Source organism: Streptomyces winkii, assembly GCF_032248595.1.
In the GTDB taxonomy this organism is placed as follows: Bacteria; Actinomycetota; Actinomycetes; order Streptomycetales; family Streptomycetaceae; genus Streptomyces; species Streptomyces winkii.
The window spans coordinates 1-18,485 of sequence record NZ_JASTTH010000008.1 but is presented as its reverse complement, the minus strand read 5'-3'; the positions used below and the strand labels follow the sequence as shown (position 1 = coordinate 18,485).

Genomic DNA, 18,485 nt, shown 5'->3' with positions numbered 1-18,485 from the left:
CACGGAACACAGCGAGAGGCCCCGCCGGACGAACCGGCAGGGCCTCTCGGCGAATCTCTCGTGCTGCTCGCCGCCCGTACGGGACGGGTGTCAGGCCGCGACCACGTCGACGGCCTCGGCGGGCGCCTTGATGGTGACGCGCTCTTCCGGAACCCCTGTGACCGATGTCACGGAGACGGGGTTGAGAACAGTACGCCGCATCGGCGCGGGCACCGTCTCGCTCGCAGCGGACTCGGCCAGCTCCGCGAGCGCCAGCTCGTCGCTGACCTCCCGCATGAGCTCGGACATCCGCACATCCAACGCGTCGCAGATCGAGGACAGCAACTCCGAGGAAGCTTCCTTCTGGCCACGCTCGACCTCGGAGAGATACCCGAGCGAAACCCGGGCAGATGAAGAGACTTCGCGCAGGGTACGACCCTGGCGCTGGCGCTGCCGACGCAGCACGTCACCCAGCAGGCGACGGAGCAGAATCATCGGTGCTCCTCCCTCTCAACGCGCGGCGTCTTCCACAGCTTGATACCCACCACCCCATCGGGCGTGAATCCTTCAGGCTCCACCGTACCGCCTCGGGCTGCACCCGTGCGGGGAGCGATGTCGTGTTCACTCAGGGCTGCAAACAACCATTCCCCCCGTCTTGTTCCTTATCCTTCCTCCGCGCATTCCCGGCCAGTTCGTCATGCAGCAACCCCAGTACGGCCTTCACGCTCCGCTCGCGGATCTCGGCGCGGTCGCCCTCGAACTTCGGCCCGCGGGAGACCGTCGCACCGTCCGGTCCGGCGACGGCCACGAAGACCGTGCCGACGTCTCTGCCGTCCTGCGGCTCCGGCCCCGCCACTCCCGTCGTCGACAGGCCCCAGGAAGCGCTCAGCGCCGCTCGTACGCCCTCGGCCATCCTGCGCGCCACTTCGTCGTCGACGGCGCCCCGCTCCTCCAGCAGCGCCGCGTCGACGCCCAGCAAGTCCCTCTTCAGGTCTGTCGCATACGCCGTGACCGAACCCCGGAACGCCCGTGAGGAGCCCGGCGCCGCCGTGATCTCGGCGGCGACCATGCCGCCGGTCAGCGATTCGGCGACGGCCACCGTCTCGCCGCGTTCCACGAGCAGCTCCAGCACATGCGCGGAGAGGTCGAAGTAGTCCTCTTCGCGCTCGTGCGGCGCGAGTCCTCCGCTCACGACGGCTCCGGCGCGGCCTGTCCCTCGGCCCGCGCTGCCCGCTCGCGCGCACGCCCGGCCCGGCGCAGCACGACCGCCTGCCGTACGTAGTCGAGCCCCGTCGCCACCGTCAGCACGACGGCGACCGCCATCACCCACCAGCGCAGCGTCGCGAGCGGCCCGGTCAGCACCAGCACGTACATGCCGACCGCGACGCCCTGCGCCAGGGTCTTCAGCTTGCCGCCCCTGCTGGCGGGGATCACGCCGTGCCGGATCACCCAGAAACGCAGCGCCGTGATGCCCAGCTCCCGGAAGAGGATCACGCCGGTCACCCACCAGGGAAGATCGTTCAGGACCGACAGGCAGGCGAGCGCCGCACCCATGATCGCCTTGTCCGCGATCGGGTCGGCGATCTTGCCGAAGTCGGTGACGAGGTCGTACCGGCGCGCCAGCTCCCCGTCGAAGAGGTCAGTGATCATGGCGACCGTGAAGGCCGCCCACGCGAACGAGCGCCAGGCCGGGTCGTGCCCGCCGTGCCACATCATCAGCGCCACGAATCCGGGGACGAGCAGCAGCCGCACCATCGTGAGGACGTTGGCGATGTTCCACAGGCTCACCCGGCGGACCGCGCCCGCCGCCGCACCGGACCGGGACTCGCTCGCGGACTTGTGCTGAGGCTTGTGCTGGGGCTTCGCCATCGCACCCCCACTCGCCGCGGAGGCCGGCACTCCCGTCATCCGCCGTCCTCCTTGTTGCCTCCGCCGCCCTCGTCGCCCCCCTCGGCGCCGCTGTACAGCGGCTCGGCGACCAGGTCCACGCCTTGTGTGGCGACCACTTTCGCCTCGACCATACGTCCGATCGCGCCGCTCCGTACCGGTGCGGAGCCGCCGCTCAGCAGCACTTGGCCGTCCGTCTCCGGCGCCTGGTGCGCGGCACGGCCGACGAGCACGGCGCCGCGGGCCTCGTCCGCGGTGTCCTCGCCGCTCTCGTCGTCCTCGACGGACTCGACCAGCACGCGCACCGTCTCCCCCAGGCGCTCCTCGGCGCGCTGCGCCGTGAGCTCCTCGGCAAGCCGGGAGACCCTCTCCAGGCGCTCCGCGACGGTGTCGGGATCGTTCTTCGCGTCGTAGCCGGCCGCCTCCGTCCCGTCCTCGTCCGAGTACCCGAAGACCCCGACGGCGTCGAGCCGTGCCTCGCTCAGGAAGCGCTCCAGCTCCGCGACGTCGGCCTCGCTCTCGCCGGGGAATCCCACGATGAAGTTAGAACGGACGCCCGCCTGGGGCGACTTGGATCTGATCGTCTCCAGCAGCCCGAGGAAGCTCTCGGTGTCCCCGAAGCGCCGCATCGCCCGCAGCACGCCGGGCGCCGAGTGCTGGAACGACAGGTCGAAGTACGGTGCGACCTTCTCCGTCTGAGTCAGTACGTCGATCAGGTCGGGGCGCATCTCGGCGGGCTGAAGGTAGCTGACCCTGATCCTCTCGATGCCCTCCACGGCGGCGAGTTCGGGCAGCAGCGTCTCCAGAAGCCGGATGTCGCCCAGGTCCTTGCCGTACGACGTGTTGTTCTCGGAGACGAGCATGACCTCGCGCACGCCCTGCTCCGCCAGCCAGCGCGTCTCGCCCAGTACGTCCGAGGGGCGCCGCGAGATGAAGGAGCCGCGGAAGGACGGGATCGCGCAGAACGAGCAGCGCCGGTCGCAGCCCGACGCCAGCTTCACGGAGGCGACGGGGCTGCCGTCCAGCCGCCGGCGCAGCGGTGCCCGCGGCCCGGACGCCGGCGCGAGACCGTCCGGAAGGTCCTCGGGGCCGCCGTGGCCCGGCAGCGCGACGTCACCGCCGGCGTCCTGCCTCTCGGCCGGGCTGATGGGCAGCAGCTTGCGGCGGTCGCGCGGAGTGTGCGGGGCGTGCACGCCGCCGCCGAGGATGGTCTGGAGGCGGCCGGAGATGTCGGCGTAGTCGTCGAACCCGAGCACGCCGTCGGCCTCGGGCAGCGCCTCGGCCAGCTCCTTGCCGTACCGCTCGGCCATGCAGCCGACGGCCACCACGGCCTTCGTACGGTTCCCGCCGTCCGAACCGGCCCCGGACTTCAGGTCGTTGGCCTCCAGCAGCGCGTCGACCGAGTCCTTCTTCGCGGCCTCGACGAAGCCGCAGGTGTTGACGACGGCGACGTCGGCCTCGGCGGCCTCTTCCACGAGGTCCCAGCCGTCCGCCGCCAGGCGGCCTGCGAGCTCTTCGGAATCGACCTCGTTACGGGCGCATCCAAGCGTGACAAGGGCGACGGTGCGGCGTTCGGGCATGGACTCAGCGTACTTCGTCACGTCCCGCCCACCAGCCGCAGGTGACTCTGCGGCTGGTGGGCGGGACGCGCTCGTGCCGAGACCGTGCGCGAAGGCGCGGCGGATTCCGGGTCACGGGTTGATCCCGGGCCGGATCGACGGGGCGCTCGCCGTCAGCCCGCTTCCGGGTCTCCCCGCGTGTAGCTCACGCGCTGAACCTGACCGTCTTCGCCGACGTCCTCGACTTCCTTGCCGTTGACGTACAACTGCACGCCGCCGGCGTTGCCGAGCACGAGGCTGAGGCGCTTGTCGTCGGTGAAGACCTTGCTCTTGCCCTTCTTGAGCACGCCCTCGTGGACCAGTCGTCCGTTGTGGTCGCGTGCGGAGATCCAGACGTCCTGCTTGGCGGTCATCTGGACCGTCACCTTGTCGGCGGGAGCCGCGGCGATGGCGCTGTCGGAAGCCTCGGGGCTGTCGGAAGGCTTCGGGTCCTCGGGAGCCGAGGTCTCGGGAGGCCGGGAGGGGGTGTCGGTCTCGGTGGGCCGCGCGGAGGGCGTCTCCTTCGCTTTCGAGGGCTCCTGCTCACCGCCGCCGCCGACGAGGGTGAAGCCGACGAAACCGACGACCGCCACGATCGCGGCGACCATCGCCGCCGTCCAGTTGGGCCTGCGCCGTTCCGGCCGGATGCGCTCTGCCTCGAAGAGCGCGGCGGGCGGAGTCGGCTGGGGACGCCCACCGTGCTCCTCGTCGTACTGCGCGACGAGCTCCTGAGGATCCAGTCCGACTTCGCGCGCCAGGGTTCGGACATGGCCGCGGGCGTAGACGTCGCCGCCGCAGCGGGAGAAGTCGTCGGCCTCGATCGCCTGCACAATGGGGACGCGCACTCTCGTCGACGTACTGACTTCATCAACCGTCAGCCGTGCTTCGATGCGGGCTTGCTGGAGGGCTTGACCGACCGATGGACGGTCCTCTTCCGCTGCGTTGCCGATGGACACGGGGGCGCCTTTCGAGCGTGTAGCCACCTGCTGGACGTTCAGTCTAGGGGCGGAGCAAAAGAGTGGGGCAAGCGGGCGGACGAACTTTGTACGCCATCAGGATTGTCGGACCGCCTGACTTCGGACACTTCCACACGCTCCCATCTCCAACTTGACGTATACGCCAGGGAAACGGTTGCCTCACTCGTCCTTACGGGTGAGACTCCCCGCGGATCACCGCGAGCACACCATCAAGTTCGTCGGGCTTGATCAGCACATCGCGTGCCTTCGATCCCTCGCTGGGCCCGACCACGCCCCGGGACTCCATCAGATCCATCAGCCGGCCCGCCTTGGCGAAGCCGACGCGCAGCTTCCGCTGCAACATCGACGTCGAGCCGAACTGCGTGGAGACCACCAGCTCCGCCGCCTGGCACAGCAGGTCCAGATCGTCGCCGATCTCCTCGTCGATCTCCTTCTTCTTGCTCTGCCCGACGATGACGTCGTCGCGGAAGACGGGGGACATCTGCGCCTTGCAGTGCGCGACGACCGCCTGGATCTCCTCCTCGTCGACGAAGGCCCCCTGCATGCGCACGGGCTTGTTGGCACCCATCGGCAGGAAGAGGCCGTCGCCCTTGCCGATCAGCTTCTCGGCGCCGGCCTGGTCGAGGATGACGCGGCTGTCGGCGAGGGAAGAGGTGGAAAAGCCCAGCCGGGACGGCACGTTGGCCTTGATCAGGCCGGTGACGACGTCGACGGACGGACGCTGGGTGGCCAGCACGAGGTGGATGCCCGCCGCACGCGCGAGCTGCGTGATCCGTACGATCGCGTCCTCGACGTCGCGCGGCGCGACCATCATCAGGTCCGCCAACTCGTCGACGATGACCAGCAGATACGGGTACGGCGCCAGCTCGCGCTCGCTGCCCTCCGGCGCCGTGGCCTTGCCGCTGCGCACGGCCGCGTTGAAGTCGTCGATGTGGCGGTATCCGTACGCCGCCAGGTCGTCGTAGCGCAGGTCCATCTCGCGCACCACCCACTGAAGCGCCTCCGCGGCCTTCTTGGGGTTGGTGATGATGGGCGTGATGAGGTGCGGAATGCCTTCGTACGCGGTCAGTTCGACCCGCTTGGGGTCGACGAGGACCATCCGTACGTCCTCCGGCGTGGCACGCGCCAGCACGGAGGTGATGAGGCAGTTGATGCACGACGACTTGCCGGAACCGGTCGCGCCCGCGATCAGTATGTGCGGCATGCGGGCGAGATTGGCCGAGACATAGCCGCCCTCGACGTCCTTGCCGAGCCCCACGAGCATCGGGTGCTCCTCGCCGGCGGCCTCGGCGGAGCGCAGCACGTCACCGAGATTGACCATCTCCCGGTCGCTGTTGGGGATCTCGATGCCGACGGCGGACTTGCCCGGGATGGGGCTGATGATGCGCACGTCCGGGCTGGCCACTGCGTAGGCGATGTTCTTCGTCAGCGCCGTGATCTTCTCGACCTTGACCGCCGGGCCGAGCTCGATGACGTACCGGGTGACCGTCGGTCCGCGCGTGAAGCCCGTGACGGCCGCGTCCACCTTGAACTCGCTGAAGACGTTCGTCAGCGACTCGACGACCTGGTCGTTCGCCGCACTGCGCGTACGGCCGGGGCCGCCGCGCTCCAGCAGGTCGAGCGAGGGCAGCGCATAGGTGATGTCGCCGGAGAGCTGGAGCTGCTCGGCACGCGGCGGCAGCGAGTCCGGCTCCCGCCGCGCGGGAGACTTCGTCAGATCGGGTACCGGGGTGTCCTCGGCGTCCCCGGCGTCCGCGGCACTGCCCTCGCGCCGGGCGACGGGCACCGCCTCGGCTTCCCCCTCCCCGTCCGTACGGGCGCCCCTGCGGCGCTCCCCGGAGGTGACGCCGTTGCTCAGGTCGGCGACGAGCGGCGAGGGCTGCACACCGTGCAGGAGCGCGCCGTCCAGCGACGCGGCGGCGTCCGCGGCGGCGTCGACGGACTCGTCGTGCCGGGCGGCGCCGCCGCGGCGGGCGCGGCCCCTGCGAGTGGAGCGCCGGCGGTCGAGGGCTTCCTTCTCGGCCTGCGCCGGGTCGAGGTACTCCTTGCGCATGCTGTGCGCACGCCCGCGGCCGGGCCGCGCGACGGGCTCCTCGTCTGCCTCGTCGTCCTCCAACTCCCGTGCGGCGGGCGGGCCGTCCACGAGGCCCAGACGCACCGCGCCGGCGCGCAGCCGCCGGGGAATGGCGTTGACGGGCGTCGCCGTGACGACGAGGAGACCGAAGAGAGCGACCAGTACGAGCAGCGGAACGGCCAGCACCTGGCCGACCGTCTCGATCAGCGGCCGCGACGCCGCCCAGCCGATGAGGCCGCCGGAGTCCTGGATCGCGCTCTCGCCCGCTCCGCGCCCGGGCGCCCCGCACGCGATGTGCACGAGCCCGAGCCCGCCGATGACGAGCGCCGAAAGCCCCACGACGATACGGCCGTTGGCCTCCGGCTTCTCCGGGTGCCGGATCAGCCGTACGGCGATCACGCCGAGGAGCACCGGCACCAGCAGGTCGAGCCGGCCGAAGGCGCCGGTGATGAGCATCTTGACGAGATCGCCGACCGTGCCTTTGAGGTTGGACCAGGTGCCCGCGGCGATGACCAGGGCGACGCCGATCAGCAACAGCGCCAGCCCGTCCTTGCGGTGCGCCGGGTCGAGCCCCTTGGTGCTCCGCCCTATGCCGCGCAGCAGCGCGCCGAGCGTGTGCGCGACGCCGAGCCAGCACGCGCGCACGAGCCGGTAGATGCCGCCGGTGGGCGACGGCGCGGGCTTGGGCGCCGCCTTGGCTTTGCCCTTGGCGGCCGGCTTCTTGGCCGCTGCCTTCTTGGCGGTGGCCTTCTTCGCCGGCGCCTTCTTCGCGGCAGCCTTCTTCGCGGGCGCTTTCTTGGCTGCCTTTCCGGAGCCGGACGTACGAGAGGCCATGATGGTGAGGTTACCGTCGTCGGGCGGTCGGGGCACGAACGGCCGTGCAGCGCGGGCGTGAACGGCACGGGGCCGCCCGAGTGCACTTTCCCGGAGCCGGGGCGCTGACGGGGGATCAGGCGCAAGCGCGGAGGACAACGCGCACCCGGCGCGGAACCGTCTCCGCAGCGGAGACGGTCAGTTCAGTTCTGCCAGGGCGTCAGTTCTGCGACGGCACCTGAGCCGAAGCGCTGCCGCCCGTGCCCGGTTCGAGAGCGTCAAGTGCCCTGCGGAGCCCGGTGATTTTGCGCTCGAGATGCGCGGCCGTGGCGATCGTGGCCGACTCGGCGCTGTCACCCAGCTGCTTGGAGAGCGCCTCGGCCTGCTCCTCCACCGCGGCCAGGCGCGCGGACAGCTCGGCCAGCAGCCCGGGAGGCTCGGCGCCCTCCTCGCTCTCCGTGCCCTCCGGCACGGTCTGGCCGGCGCCGCTGCCGTTCTCCAACTGCCGCCGCAGCAGCGACGCCTGCTCACGCAGCTGGACGTTCTTCATGTAGAGCTCGACGAAGACGGAGACCTTGGCGCGCAGCACCCACGGGTCGAACGGCTTGGAGATGTAGTCCACCGCGCCCGCCGCGTAACCCCGGAAGGTGTGGTGCGGGCCGTGGTTGATGGCGGTCAGGAAGATGATGGGGATGTCGCGCGTACGCTCCCGGCGCTTGATGTGGGCCGCGGTCTCGAAACCGTCCATGCCCGGCATCTGCACATCGAGCAGAATGACCGCGAAGTCGTCCGTCAGCAGCGCCTTGAGCGCTTCCTCCCCTGACGATGCCCGCACCAGCGTCTGATCGAGCGCGGAGAGGATGGCCTCCAGCGCCAGCAGATTCTCCGGCCGGTCATCGACCAGGAGGATCTTGGCCTTCTGCACCATGGCCCGTCCTCCTCGCCCCGGCAGTCCGTCGGACGCCGCCCCTGGGGGCCGCTCATCGACAGCGCCGCCCGTCCTTGTGCGGGTCATCGTAGCCGCACCCCGGTGTTCACCACACCCTGTCACCGTGATGTCACTGTGCACACAGCAAAAACGCCTCAGGGGACCAAAAGGTTCCCGGATGACCGCACTTCCACACGTCTTCGACACACTCCGTCAGCGGTCGACTGCTACCAGCACGGTGCCACATCAACGCGCGCTCATCCACTCCTGCATGACCGCGAGCAAGTGGTCCGTGTCCACCGGTTTCGTGACGTAGTCGGACGCTCCGGCCTCGATGCTCTTCTCCCTGTCGCCCTTCATCGCCTTGGCCGTGAGCGCGATGATCGGCAGCCCGGCGAACTGCGGCATCTTGCGGATCGCCGCGGTCGTCGCGTAGCCGTCCATCTCCGGCATCATGATGTCCATCAGCACCACGGTCACGTCGTCGTGCTGTTCCAGTACCTCGATCCCCTCCCGGCCGTTCTCGGCGTAGAGCACCTGGAGTCCGTGCTGTTCGAGGACGCTCGTCAGCGCGAAGACGTTACGGATGTCGTCGTCGACGATGAGCACCTTCTCACCGCCGAAGTCGCCGCCGGGGCCCGGCTCGACGAGGTCCTGCCCGCTGTGCAGCCAGGCGTCGTCCTGCGCTTCCTGTGCGGCCGCCGACGCGCCCGCGGCCCGGCTGCCGGGCCCGGACCCGACCCCGGAGGCCGTGCGGCCGTTCTGCGCCCCCTGAGCGCCGCGGCCGTTCTGAAGCGCGCGCGGCTCGGGCCGTGCCTCGGGCGGCAGTTCGGGCTTCTGCTCTGGCTCCGTGGCGTTGCGCTGCCTGCGGCGGCGTACGAGCGAGGCGGCGGCGCGTTCCGCCTCGGAGGCGGCGACGTCGCTCGCGGACTGGTCCTCCGCGTCGCCGCCCGCCCCGGTGGCCTCCTCGGCCTCCTCGTCCGCGGATGACGTCGACTCGTCGAGGCGCTCCAGCGGCTCGATGCGCTCCGCGGCGGCCGCTCCCGTCTCCGCAGCGGCGACGACGGCCAGCGTGCCGGAGCCCAGCTGCGCATAGCCCTGGGGCGGCAGCTCGGTCGGATGCAGCGGCAGGTAGAGCGTGAAGGTGGAGCCGCGGCCCGGCTCGCTGGCGGCGTAGATCTCGCCGCCCAGCAGCCGGGCGATCTCCCGGCTGATGGACAGGCCCAGGCCCGTACCGCCGTACTTGCGGCTCGTCGTGCCGTCGGCCTGCTTGAACGCCTCGAAGATCACCCGCATCTTGCTGGAGGCGATCCCGATGCCGGTGTCGGTCACCGAGAAGGCGATCATCTCCGCCTCGGCGTCCAGCAGCGATCCGTGCTCCAGCATCTGCTCCCGGATCACGTCGGGAACGTCCGCCTGTGCCGAGCGGATCACCAGCTCGACGGCCCCGGTGTCGGTGAACTTCACCGCGTTGGACAGCAGGTTGCGCAGCACCTGGAGCAGCCGCTGCTCGTCCGTGTGCAGCGTCGCGGGCAGCTCCGGTGAGACGCGTACGGAGAAGTCGAGACCCTTCTCCGCCGTCAGCGGCCGGAAGGTCGCCTCCACGTAGTCGACGAGCTGGACGAGCGCGATGCGCGTGGGGCTGACGTCCATCTTGCCGGCCTCGACCTTCGACAGGTCGAGGATGTCGTTGATCAGCTGGAGCAGGTCGGAGCCCGCCCCGTGGATCGTCTCGGCGAACTCGACCTGCTTGGGCGAGAGATTGCCCTCGGCGTTGTCCGCGAGCAGCTTGGCGAGGATGAGCAGCGAGTTGAGCGGAGTGCGCAGCTCGTGGCTCATGTTGGCCAGGAACTCCGACTTGTAGCGCATCGAGACGGACAGCTGCTCGGCGCGCTCCTCGAGGACCTGCCGCGCCTCTTCGATCTCCCTGTTCTTGATCTCGATGTCGCTGTTGGTCTGGGCGAGTTGCTCGGCCTTCTCCTCCAGCTGTGCGTTGGACTCCTGCAACGCGCGCTGCCGGTTCTCCAGCTCCTCGGAGCGCTCACGGAGCTGCTCGGTCAGCTGCTGCGACTGCTCCAGCAGGACCTCGGTCTTCGTGTTGACGCTGATGGTGTTGACGCTCGTGGCGATCATCTCGGCGATCTGGTTGAGGAAGTCCTTCTGGATCTGCGCGAACGGCTGGAACGCGGCCAGCTCGATCACGCCGAGGATCGTTCCCTCGAAGACGACGGGCAGCACGATCACGTGCGCCGGCGGCGCCTCTCCGAGCCCGGAGGAGATCTTCAGATAGCCGGGCGGCGCGTTCTCGACCAGGATCGTCCGCGCCTCCTTGGCCGCAGTGCCGATCAGCGACTCGCCGGGCGTGAAGGTCGTCGGCATCGCCTCGGTCGAGTAGCCGTAGCTGCCGACCATGCGCAGCTCGTAGTTGTCGTCGGCGCTGTGGTCCGCGCCGATGCCCACGTCCTCGTTGTCCTCACCGGTGGAGAACGCGAGGAAGAAGGCGCCGTGCTGCGCGGAGACGACGGGCGTCAGCTCGCTCATGATCAGACCGGCGACGTCCTTCAGATCGCGGCGGCCCTGCATGAGGCCGGAGATGCGGGCCAGGTTGCTCTTGAGCCAGTCCTGCTCCTGGTTGGCGAGAGTGGTCTCGCGGAGGTTGGCGATCATCGTGTTGATGTAGCCCTGGAGCTGAAGGATCTCGCCCGCCGCCTCGACGTCGATGCGCACGTTGTGGTCGCCGCGGGTCACGGCGGTGGCCACGTCGGCGATGGCGCGCATCTGACGGGTCAGGTTGGACGCCATCTCGTTCACCGAGTCGGTCAGGTCCTTCCACGTGCCCGCGACGCCGCGCACGCGCGCCTGGCCGCCCAACTGCCCCTCGGTGCCCACCTCTCGGGCCACCCGGGTCACCTGCTCGGCGAACGAGGAGAGCTGGTCGACCATCGTGTTGATGGTCGTCTTGAGCTCCAGGATCTCGCCGTTGGCCTCGATGTCGATCTTCTTGGTGAGGTCGCCGCGGGCGATGGCCGTCGTCACCATCGCGATGTTGCGCACCTGTCCGGTGAGGTTGGAGGCCATCGAGTTCACGGACTCGGTCAGGTCCTTCCAGGTGCCCGCGACACCGGCCACCCGGGCCTGGCCGCCGAGCACGCCGTCCGTACCGACCTCGCGGGCGACCCTGGTGACCTCCTCGGCGAACGTCGACAGGGCCGTGACCATCGTGTTGAGGGTGTCCGCGAGCTGCTCGACCTCGCCGCTCGCCTCGACCGTGACCTTCTTGGTCAGGTCGCCGTTGGCGACCGCGGTCGCGACCTGCGAGATGTTACGGACCTGGCTGGTGAGGTTGTTCGCCATCAGGTTCACGTTCTCGCTCAGGTCCTTCCAGATGCCGGTGACGCCCGGCACCCGCGCCTGACCGCCGAGCATGCCCTCGGTGCCCACCTCGCGGGCCACCCGCGTGACCTGCTCCGCGAACGAGGACAGCTGGTCGACCATCGTGTTCACGGTCGTCACCAGCGCGAGGATCTCGCCCTTGGCGTCGACGGTGATCTTCTTCGACAGGTCGCCGTCCGCGACCGCCGTGGTGACCTCCGCGATGTTCCGCACCTGCGAAGTGAGGTTGTTCGCCATGAAGTTGACGGACTGGGTGAGGTCCTTCCACGTCCCGGAGACGCCCTTGACCTCCGCCTGGCCGCCGAGGATGCCCTCCGTACCGACCTCGCGGGCCACCCGCGTGACCTGCTCCGCGAACGAAGAGAGCTGATCCACCATCGTGTTGAGGGTGTTCTTCAGCTCCAGGATCTCGCCGCGCGCGTCCACGGTGATCTTCTGCGAGAGGTCACCGCGGGCGACGGCGGTGGCGACCTGCGCGATGTTGCGCACCTGATCCGTGAGGTTGCCGGCCATGCCGTTCACGGAGTCGGTCAGATCGCGCCACACGCCCGCGACGCCGGGCACCTGCGCCTGGCCGCCCAGGCGGCCCTCCGTACCGACCTCGCGGGCCACCCGCGTGACCTGCTCCGCGAACGAAGAGAGCTGATCCACCATCGTGTTGATCGTGTTCTTGAGTTCGAGGATCTCGCCGCGGGCGTCGACCTCGATCTTCTGCGACAGATCGCCGCGCGCCACGGCCGTGGTCACCTGCGCGATGTTGCGCACCTGCGAAGTCAGGTTGCCCGCCATGAAGTTGACGGAGTCGGTGAGGTCCTTCCACGTCCCGGACACACCGTCGACGCGGGCCTGACCGCCCAGCCGTCCCTCCGTACCGACGTCCCTGGCCATCCTCGTGACCTGCTCGGCGAAGGACGAGAGCTGGTCGACCATCGTGTTCACGGTGTTCTTCAGCTCCAGCATCTCGCCGGAGACGTCGACGGCGACCTTCTGCGACAGATCGCCGTTCGCGACCGCCGTCGTCACCTGCGCGATGTTGCGGACCTGTCCGGTGAGGTTGCGGAACGCCGTGTTCACCGAGTCGGTGAGGTCCTTCCAGGTGCCGCCCGCTCCCGGAACCTGCGCCTGACCGCCGAGCTCGCCCTCGACACCGATCTCCCGGGCGACGCGGGTCACCTCGGCGCCGAAGGAGGAGAGCTGGTCGACCATCGTGTTGACCGTCGTCTTCAGCTCCAGCATCTCGCCGGAGACGTCCACGGTCACCTTCTGCGACAGATCTCCGTTCGCCACCGCCGTCGTCACCTGCGCGATGTCCCGCACCTGCGCGGTGAGGTTGCGGAACGCCGTGTTCACCGAGTCGGTGAGGTCCTTCCAGATCCCGGCGGCGCCCGGAACCTGCGCCTGACCGCCGAGGACGCCCTCCGTACCGACCTCGTTGGCCGCGCGGGTCACCTCGTCCGCAAACGTACGCAGCGTCTCCGTCATCGTGTTGATCGTCTCGGCGAGCTGGGCGACCTCGCCCCGCGCGTTCACCGTGATCTTCTGCGACAGGTCGCCGTTGGCGACAGCCGTCGTCACCTGCGCGATCTCTCGCACCTGGGAGGTGAGGTTGCCCGCCATGAGGTTGACGGAGTCGGTCAGGTCCTTCCACACACCGGCCACGCCCTGAACGCGGGCCTGCCCGCCGAGCTCTCCCTCGGTGCCGACCTCGCGGGCGACCCGCGTCACCTCGGACTGGAAGGACGAGAGCTGGTCGACCATCGTGTTGACGGTGTTCTTCAACTCCAGCATCTCACCGGCCACATGGACGGTGACCTTGCGGGAGAGGTCGCCCTTGGCGACCGCAGTCGTCACAAGTGCGATGTCCCTCACCTGAGCCGTCAGCCGGGACGCCATCGTGTTGACGGAATCCGTGAGGTCCTTCCACGAACCGGACATTCCGCGCACGCGCGCCTGGCCGCCCAGCTTCCCTTCCGTACCGACCTCGCTCGCGACCCGTGTCACCTCGTCGGTGAACGCCGAGAGCTGATCCACGAGCCCGTTGACGGTGCGCCCGACCTTCAGGAACTCGCCGCGCAGCGGCCGGCCGCTGCCGTCGGCTCCGCGGGAGCGCAGATCCATCCGCTGCTCCAGGTCGCCCTCGGCCACCGCGGTCAGCACTCTGCCGACCTCGGAGACGGGCCGTACCAGGTCCTCCACCAGCGCGTTCGAGGCGTCGATCGCCGCGGCCCACGACCCCTCGCACGTGCCGGTCTCGAGCCGCTCCGTGAGCTTGCCCTCGCGGCCCACGACCCGCCGCACGCGGGCGAGCTCTCCCGTCAGATGAAGGTTCTGATCCGCGACCTCGTTGAAGACCGCGGCGATCTCGGCCATCGGTCCGTCGCCCGTGACGGTCAGCCGTTTACGGAAGTTACCGTCCCGCATGGCCGTCAACGCCGTCAGTAGCCGATTGACGGATGCCGCATCGACCTCGATCGTCCCGCTCTTCCGGGAGCGGCCGCCTTTCGCGCGCGCACTCTTGCCACGCGCCGCTGCGCCAGACTCCACCGTGTCCCTCCCGAAGGGTCGACCGTCCTGCCGTCATACCCGGGCTTCTGCTTCGAGCCTTCCCAGTGTTTCACCCTGCCCGAACCAGGCGATAACAGTTCGGCAGCATGGCACACGGCTCTCCACAGACCCCGGACGGAAAACACACTGGATCCGGCACCCGCGCACACTGCGAACGTAAGTAACCTGGCTTCCGGCTGTCCATCCGTCCCGTGTTGCGGACTGGGCCTGGTAAGTGCGAATCGTGTGGAAGCGCACGAAGAGGGCGGGGCAGCTGCGAGAGCATGAAAGGCAACGGAGGGGCGCCGCGGGTGACGCAAGAGCAGAGCGCCGAACGCGGGGGCGTACCCGCGGACGGCGACGTGGGTCTCCCGGCCGGCGGTAAAGGAGACAGCCCGGCAGCCGGCAGCACGGGGGCACCCGCGATCGCGGCGCAGCACACTCCGGCCGGCGCGGGCGGCGCGCGGCCGGGCCGCGATCAGCGATACAAGGGGAGACGAGTGATCACCGCGAGGGCAGCGGCCACGTTCGAGCCTGTCGGACGTTCCGTCGCGACGGCCCGCGCCTTCGTGCGGGACACCCTCCAGGGGTGGGGCCTGGGCGACATCGTCGACGACGCCGTCGTGCTGACCAGCGAACTCGTCACCAACGCCGTGGTGCACGCGGGCACCGCCGCCGAAGTCGTGTGCCTGCGCGACGGCGAGGGCGTACGCATCGAGGTCGTCGACCGCTACCCCGAGCGCGAACTGCCGCTCCAGGACCCGTCGTACGTCCTCGGCAGCCCGGACCGTGAGGGCGGCCGCGGGCTGCTGCTGTGCGCCGCGCTCGCCTCGCACTGGGGCGTCGACTACACCGCGGCCGACAAGCGCGTCTGGTTCAGCCTCGACCTTCCCGAACGCCCCGTGGGCACGCGGGCCGCGGGTCCGGCGCTGCCCGACGACGCGCTTCCGGTCGCCGAGACGCGCGTGCACGTCGCCGTCGTGCAGGTCGACCGCGGCGGAACCATCGCCGCCTGGAACGAGGACGCACAGCGGCTCTTCGGGTACCAGGGCGACCAGGTCATCGGCAAACCCCTCACCGACTTCGCCGCCTGGCCGCACACCCCCGGCACCAGCACCGGCATCGCCGAGGCGCTTCAGCTCTCCCGCTGGGAGGGCTCGTACGGGCTGCGGGACGCCGACGGCCGTACGATCCCCGTCTACGCCTCCCACCTGCGCGTGCGCGACAGCGACGGCGAGCCGTCCACGGTGTGCCTGCTCGTACGCGACCACGAACGGGCCGTACTTCAATCCCCGTTGCGCTCCCCCGCACCCGACTCCGCAAGCCGCAACGACACCGGCGAGAGTTCCGCCGACCCCTTCGAAATCTTCATCGGTTCCCCGGCGCCGGACGACCTCGACGGGTTGCTCCAGCGAACGGTCGAGCGCGCACGCGACATGCTCGACGGCGACTCCGCCTACCTCCTGCTGGCCACGGACGACGAGACCGAGCTCGAAGTGCGGGCCTCCACCGGACTGCCGTCCGCGCGCCAGCGCTTCGCCAGGGTTCCGGTCGAGGCGGGCACCGGGCGGTACGGATCGGCGCGCATGCCGTCCGTCCACGAGGACCTCACGGTCGTGCCGGGCGCGGTGCCGCTGCTCGCCGGCACGGGCATGCGTTCCGTGGTCACGGTGCCGCTCAAGGTCGAGGGCCGGCTGACGGGTTCGCTGGGTGTGGCCACCGAGTCTCCTGGCCGGTACACGAACGAGGAAGCGCTGCGGCTCCAGTTCGCCGCGGACCGCATCGCACTCGCCGTCGAACGGGCCCGGCTGACCGAGCTGGAGAGGCTGCGCCGCGGCTCGCTCTCCTTCCTCGTCGAGGCGTCCGACCTGCTGGCCGGCACCCTCGACCGGGACCAGACGCTGGCGCTGATGGCGCAGATGACGGTGCCCACGCTCGCGGCCTGGTGCGCGGTGTACACCGTCGCGGAGCCCGGCTCGGACCCCAAGCTGTCGTACGTCCTCCACGAGGACGAGGACCGCATCGACCATCTCAAGGCGCTGCTCAACAAGGTCGATCCGCCGGATCCGGTGCCGACACCCGGCGCCCGCGTGTGGAGCGCACCGTCCGACGCGGCGCACTCGGCCGCTCTGCGCAGCTCCCTGCGGACGGTGGTGCTCGGCGAGGAGGAGCACCATCTCTCGCCGGGCTCGACTCGGGCCACGGCGGCGGCAGTCGGCGGGGAGACCGTCGTACTTCCGCTCGTCGCCCGCAACCGCGTCATCGGCATGCTGACGCTGGGCAAGCCGGCCGAGGAACGGTTCCGTCAGGAGATCCTCGAACTCGCCGAGGACCTCTCGCGCCGGGCCGCTCTGGCCCTCGACAACGCGAGGCTGTACTCGGAGCGCACCGCCATCAGCCAGTCCCTCCAGCGCAGCCTGCTGCCGCCCGAACTCCCCGAGGTCAGCGGCGGAGTCGAGGTCGAGGTCATCTACCGCGCCGCGGGTGAGGGCAACGAAGTCGGCGGCGACTTCTACGACCTGTTCGACATCTCCGAGGACACCTACGGCTTCGCCATCGGCGATGTGTGCGGCACCGGCCCGGAGGCGGCGGCGGTGACGGGCCTCGCCCGGCACGCGCTGCGCCTGCTCGCCCGCGAGGGCCTCGGCGGGCCCGCGGTTCTGGACCGCCTCAACACCGCGATCCTCGACGAGGGCGCGCGCAGCCGCTTCCTGACACTGCTGTACGGTGAGTTGAGGCCGCAGCCCGACGGAAGCGCCGAACTGAAGGTCGTCTGCGCCGGCCATCCCCTTCCGCTACGGCTGCGTCAGGACGGCAGCGTCGAACCGGCCGCCGACCCGCAGCCGCTCCTCGGCGTCATGGACGACCTCGAACTGTACGAGCAGACCATCATCCTCGACCCGGGCGATGTGCTGCTGTGCGTCACGGACGGGGTCACCGAACGCCGCGAGGGCACCCGCATGCTGGGCGACGACGGCCTCGCCGATGTACTGACCAGCTGTACGGGCCTGACGGCGGGAGCCGTGGCCGCCCGCATCATGCGCGCGGTCGAACGTTTCGCGAACGCGGCGCCCTCCGACGACATGGCCATCCTCGCCATGCGCGTCCCCGAGTAGCCGGACACACTCGGGCCGGGCACAAGCCCCGTCAACGACGAAAGGCTCCCGTCCGGCGACGGGAGCCTTGCCGACTCGCTTACTCAGAGCCCCAAAACGGAATCGAACCGTTGACCTTCTCCTTACCATGGAGACGCTCTGCCGACTGAGCTATTGGGGCGCGTCAGGCGGCGTCGATCTTACCCGACGCACGACGCCCCTCCGAAACACTCAGCCCCCGGCAGTGCCAACTCGCCCCAGCCGTCGGCCGGTTGGCGATGTCCGCACGGTGTGTTCAGCAGGCCGAGTCCATCAGCAGTCCACCGAGCCCATTGCAGGCGGACACCAGCCGATGCAGGTCGCGCTTCGTCATCGACGCCTCCAGCGGGAGCGCCAGCGTCTCGTCGGCCGCCCGCTCCGACTCCGGCAGCCAGTCATCGGTCCGGAACTCGGCGGTGCGGTGCGCGGGCGTCTTCACCGGTACGTAGCACGCCACTCCGCGCGCCCGGAGCGCACGCTTGAACGCATCCCGGTCAGGCCGTCCGTTGCCCGGCACACGCACCACGTACTCGGTGAACGCGTGCTGCACGCCGAGCGCGACAGTGGGTATGACGACCCCGCGCAGCCGCCGCTCCAGATAGCTCGCGAACTGCCGCCGCCGGGCGGCGTCCACCGACACCACCGCGGGCCCGCTCTCGGGATCCACGACCCGGAGGCCCTTCCGCTGCGCCACCTCGTGCAGACACACCATGTCCGCGGGGTGGCCGAAGAGATGCACGGGCGCGATCGCGACCGTCCTGTCCGTGACTGCCGCCTCGACCGCCTTCGGGGACAAGCAGAAGCTGAGCGGATCTATGTCCGCGAACACCGGGCGAGCCCCCACCGCCCTTACGGCACCCGCCACTTCGGCACCGCCGAAGGCCGGCACCACGACCTCGTCTCCGCTTCCTATGCCGACGGACGTCATCTGTGTCGCGCTCATGACGCCGATGGTGTGCGCGGAAAATGAACTGCCGGTGACGGCATGAATAAGGGCTGTGGTTTCCGAACCCAACAGTTCGGAAACCACAGCCCTTCAAAAGGAGTTCGGCGGTGTCCTACTCTCCCACACGCTCCCGCATGCAGTACCATCGGCGCAGTAAGGCTTAGCTTCCGGGTTCGGAAAGTAACCGGGCGTTTCCCTCACGCTATGACCAC

General features: G+C 69.7%; 10 protein-coding genes, 1 tRNA gene and 1 rRNA gene. 1 reads left to right on the top strand and 11 read right to left on the bottom strand.

The window, feature by feature from the left end:
* Positions 1 to 90: 90 nt before the first annotated feature.
* The 8 genes from QQM67_RS23695 to QQM67_RS23660 all read right to left on the bottom strand — a co-directional run bounded on the left by QQM67_RS23695 (position 91) and on the right by QQM67_RS23660 (position 14,193).
* Positions 91 to 474, bottom strand: a complete 384-nt coding sequence (locus QQM67_RS23695; protein ID WP_169135730.1) for a helix-turn-helix domain-containing protein — start codon at positions 472 to 474, stop codon at positions 91 to 93.
* A 130-nt stretch (positions 475 to 604) separates the two neighbouring features.
* Positions 605 to 1,171, bottom strand: a complete 567-nt coding sequence (locus QQM67_RS23690; RefSeq protein ID WP_314176238.1) for a CinA family protein — start codon at positions 1,169 to 1,171, stop codon at positions 605 to 607.
* Positions 1,168 to 1,848, bottom strand: coding sequence for a CDP-diacylglycerol--glycerol-3-phosphate 3-phosphatidyltransferase (gene pgsA / locus QQM67_RS23685; RefSeq protein WP_399067573.1), 681 nt, complete (start codon positions 1,846 to 1,848; stop codon positions 1,168 to 1,170). The genes QQM67_RS23690 and pgsA overlap by 4 nt, the downstream gene beginning before the upstream one ends.
* A 35-nt stretch (positions 1,849 to 1,883) precedes the next feature.
* Positions 1,884 to 3,446 carry a 30S ribosomal protein S12 methylthiotransferase RimO gene (gene rimO, locus QQM67_RS23680; protein WP_314176235.1) on the bottom strand — a complete coding sequence of 521 codons (1,563 nt, stop codon included), beginning with the start codon at positions 3,444 to 3,446 and terminating at the stop codon, positions 1,884 to 1,886.
* 152 nt (positions 3,447 to 3,598) lie between these two features.
* Positions 3,599 to 4,420, bottom strand: coding sequence for a helix-turn-helix domain-containing protein (locus tag QQM67_RS23675; protein ID WP_314176233.1), 822 nt, complete (start codon positions 4,418 to 4,420; stop codon positions 3,599 to 3,601).
* Positions 4,421 to 4,610: 190 nt separating this feature from the next.
* Complete coding sequence (locus QQM67_RS23670; RefSeq protein ID WP_314176231.1) at positions 4,611 to 7,349, bottom strand: DNA translocase FtsK; 2,739 nt, start codon at positions 7,347 to 7,349, stop codon at positions 4,611 to 4,613.
* A 199-nt stretch (positions 7,350 to 7,548) separates the two neighbouring features.
* Positions 7,549 to 8,256, bottom strand: a complete 708-nt coding sequence (locus QQM67_RS23665) for a response regulator (RefSeq protein ID WP_314176229.1) — start codon at positions 8,254 to 8,256, stop codon at positions 7,549 to 7,551.
* Positions 8,257 to 8,502: 246 nt separating this feature from the next.
* A complete protein-coding gene (locus QQM67_RS23660; protein WP_314176228.1) occupies positions 8,503 to 14,193 on the bottom strand; it encodes a HAMP domain-containing protein in 5,691 nt (1,896 codons plus the stop codon).
* A 500-nt stretch (positions 14,194 to 14,693) separates the two neighbouring features.
* Between QQM67_RS23660 and QQM67_RS23655 the strand changes: the two genes are divergently transcribed.
* Complete coding sequence (locus QQM67_RS23655; protein WP_314176226.1) at positions 14,694 to 17,309, top strand: SpoIIE family protein phosphatase; 2,616 nt, start codon at positions 14,694 to 14,696, stop codon at positions 17,307 to 17,309.
* 87 nt (positions 17,310 to 17,396) lie between these two features.
* Here QQM67_RS23655 and QQM67_RS23650 read toward each other — a convergent pair.
* From QQM67_RS23650 to rrf, 3 genes are all read right to left on the bottom strand, one after another.
* Positions 17,397 to 17,469, bottom strand: a tRNA-Thr gene (locus QQM67_RS23650).
* Between the two features lie 114 nt (positions 17,470 to 17,583).
* Positions 17,584 to 18,270: a DegT/DnrJ/EryC1/StrS family aminotransferase gene (locus tag QQM67_RS23645; protein ID WP_399067457.1), complete on the bottom strand. Its 687-nt coding sequence runs from the start codon at positions 18,268 to 18,270 to the stop codon at positions 17,584 to 17,586.
* A gap of 102 nt (positions 18,271 to 18,372) precedes the next feature.
* Positions 18,373 to 18,485 (bottom strand): 5S ribosomal RNA (gene rrf, locus QQM67_RS23640); the annotation flags it as partial.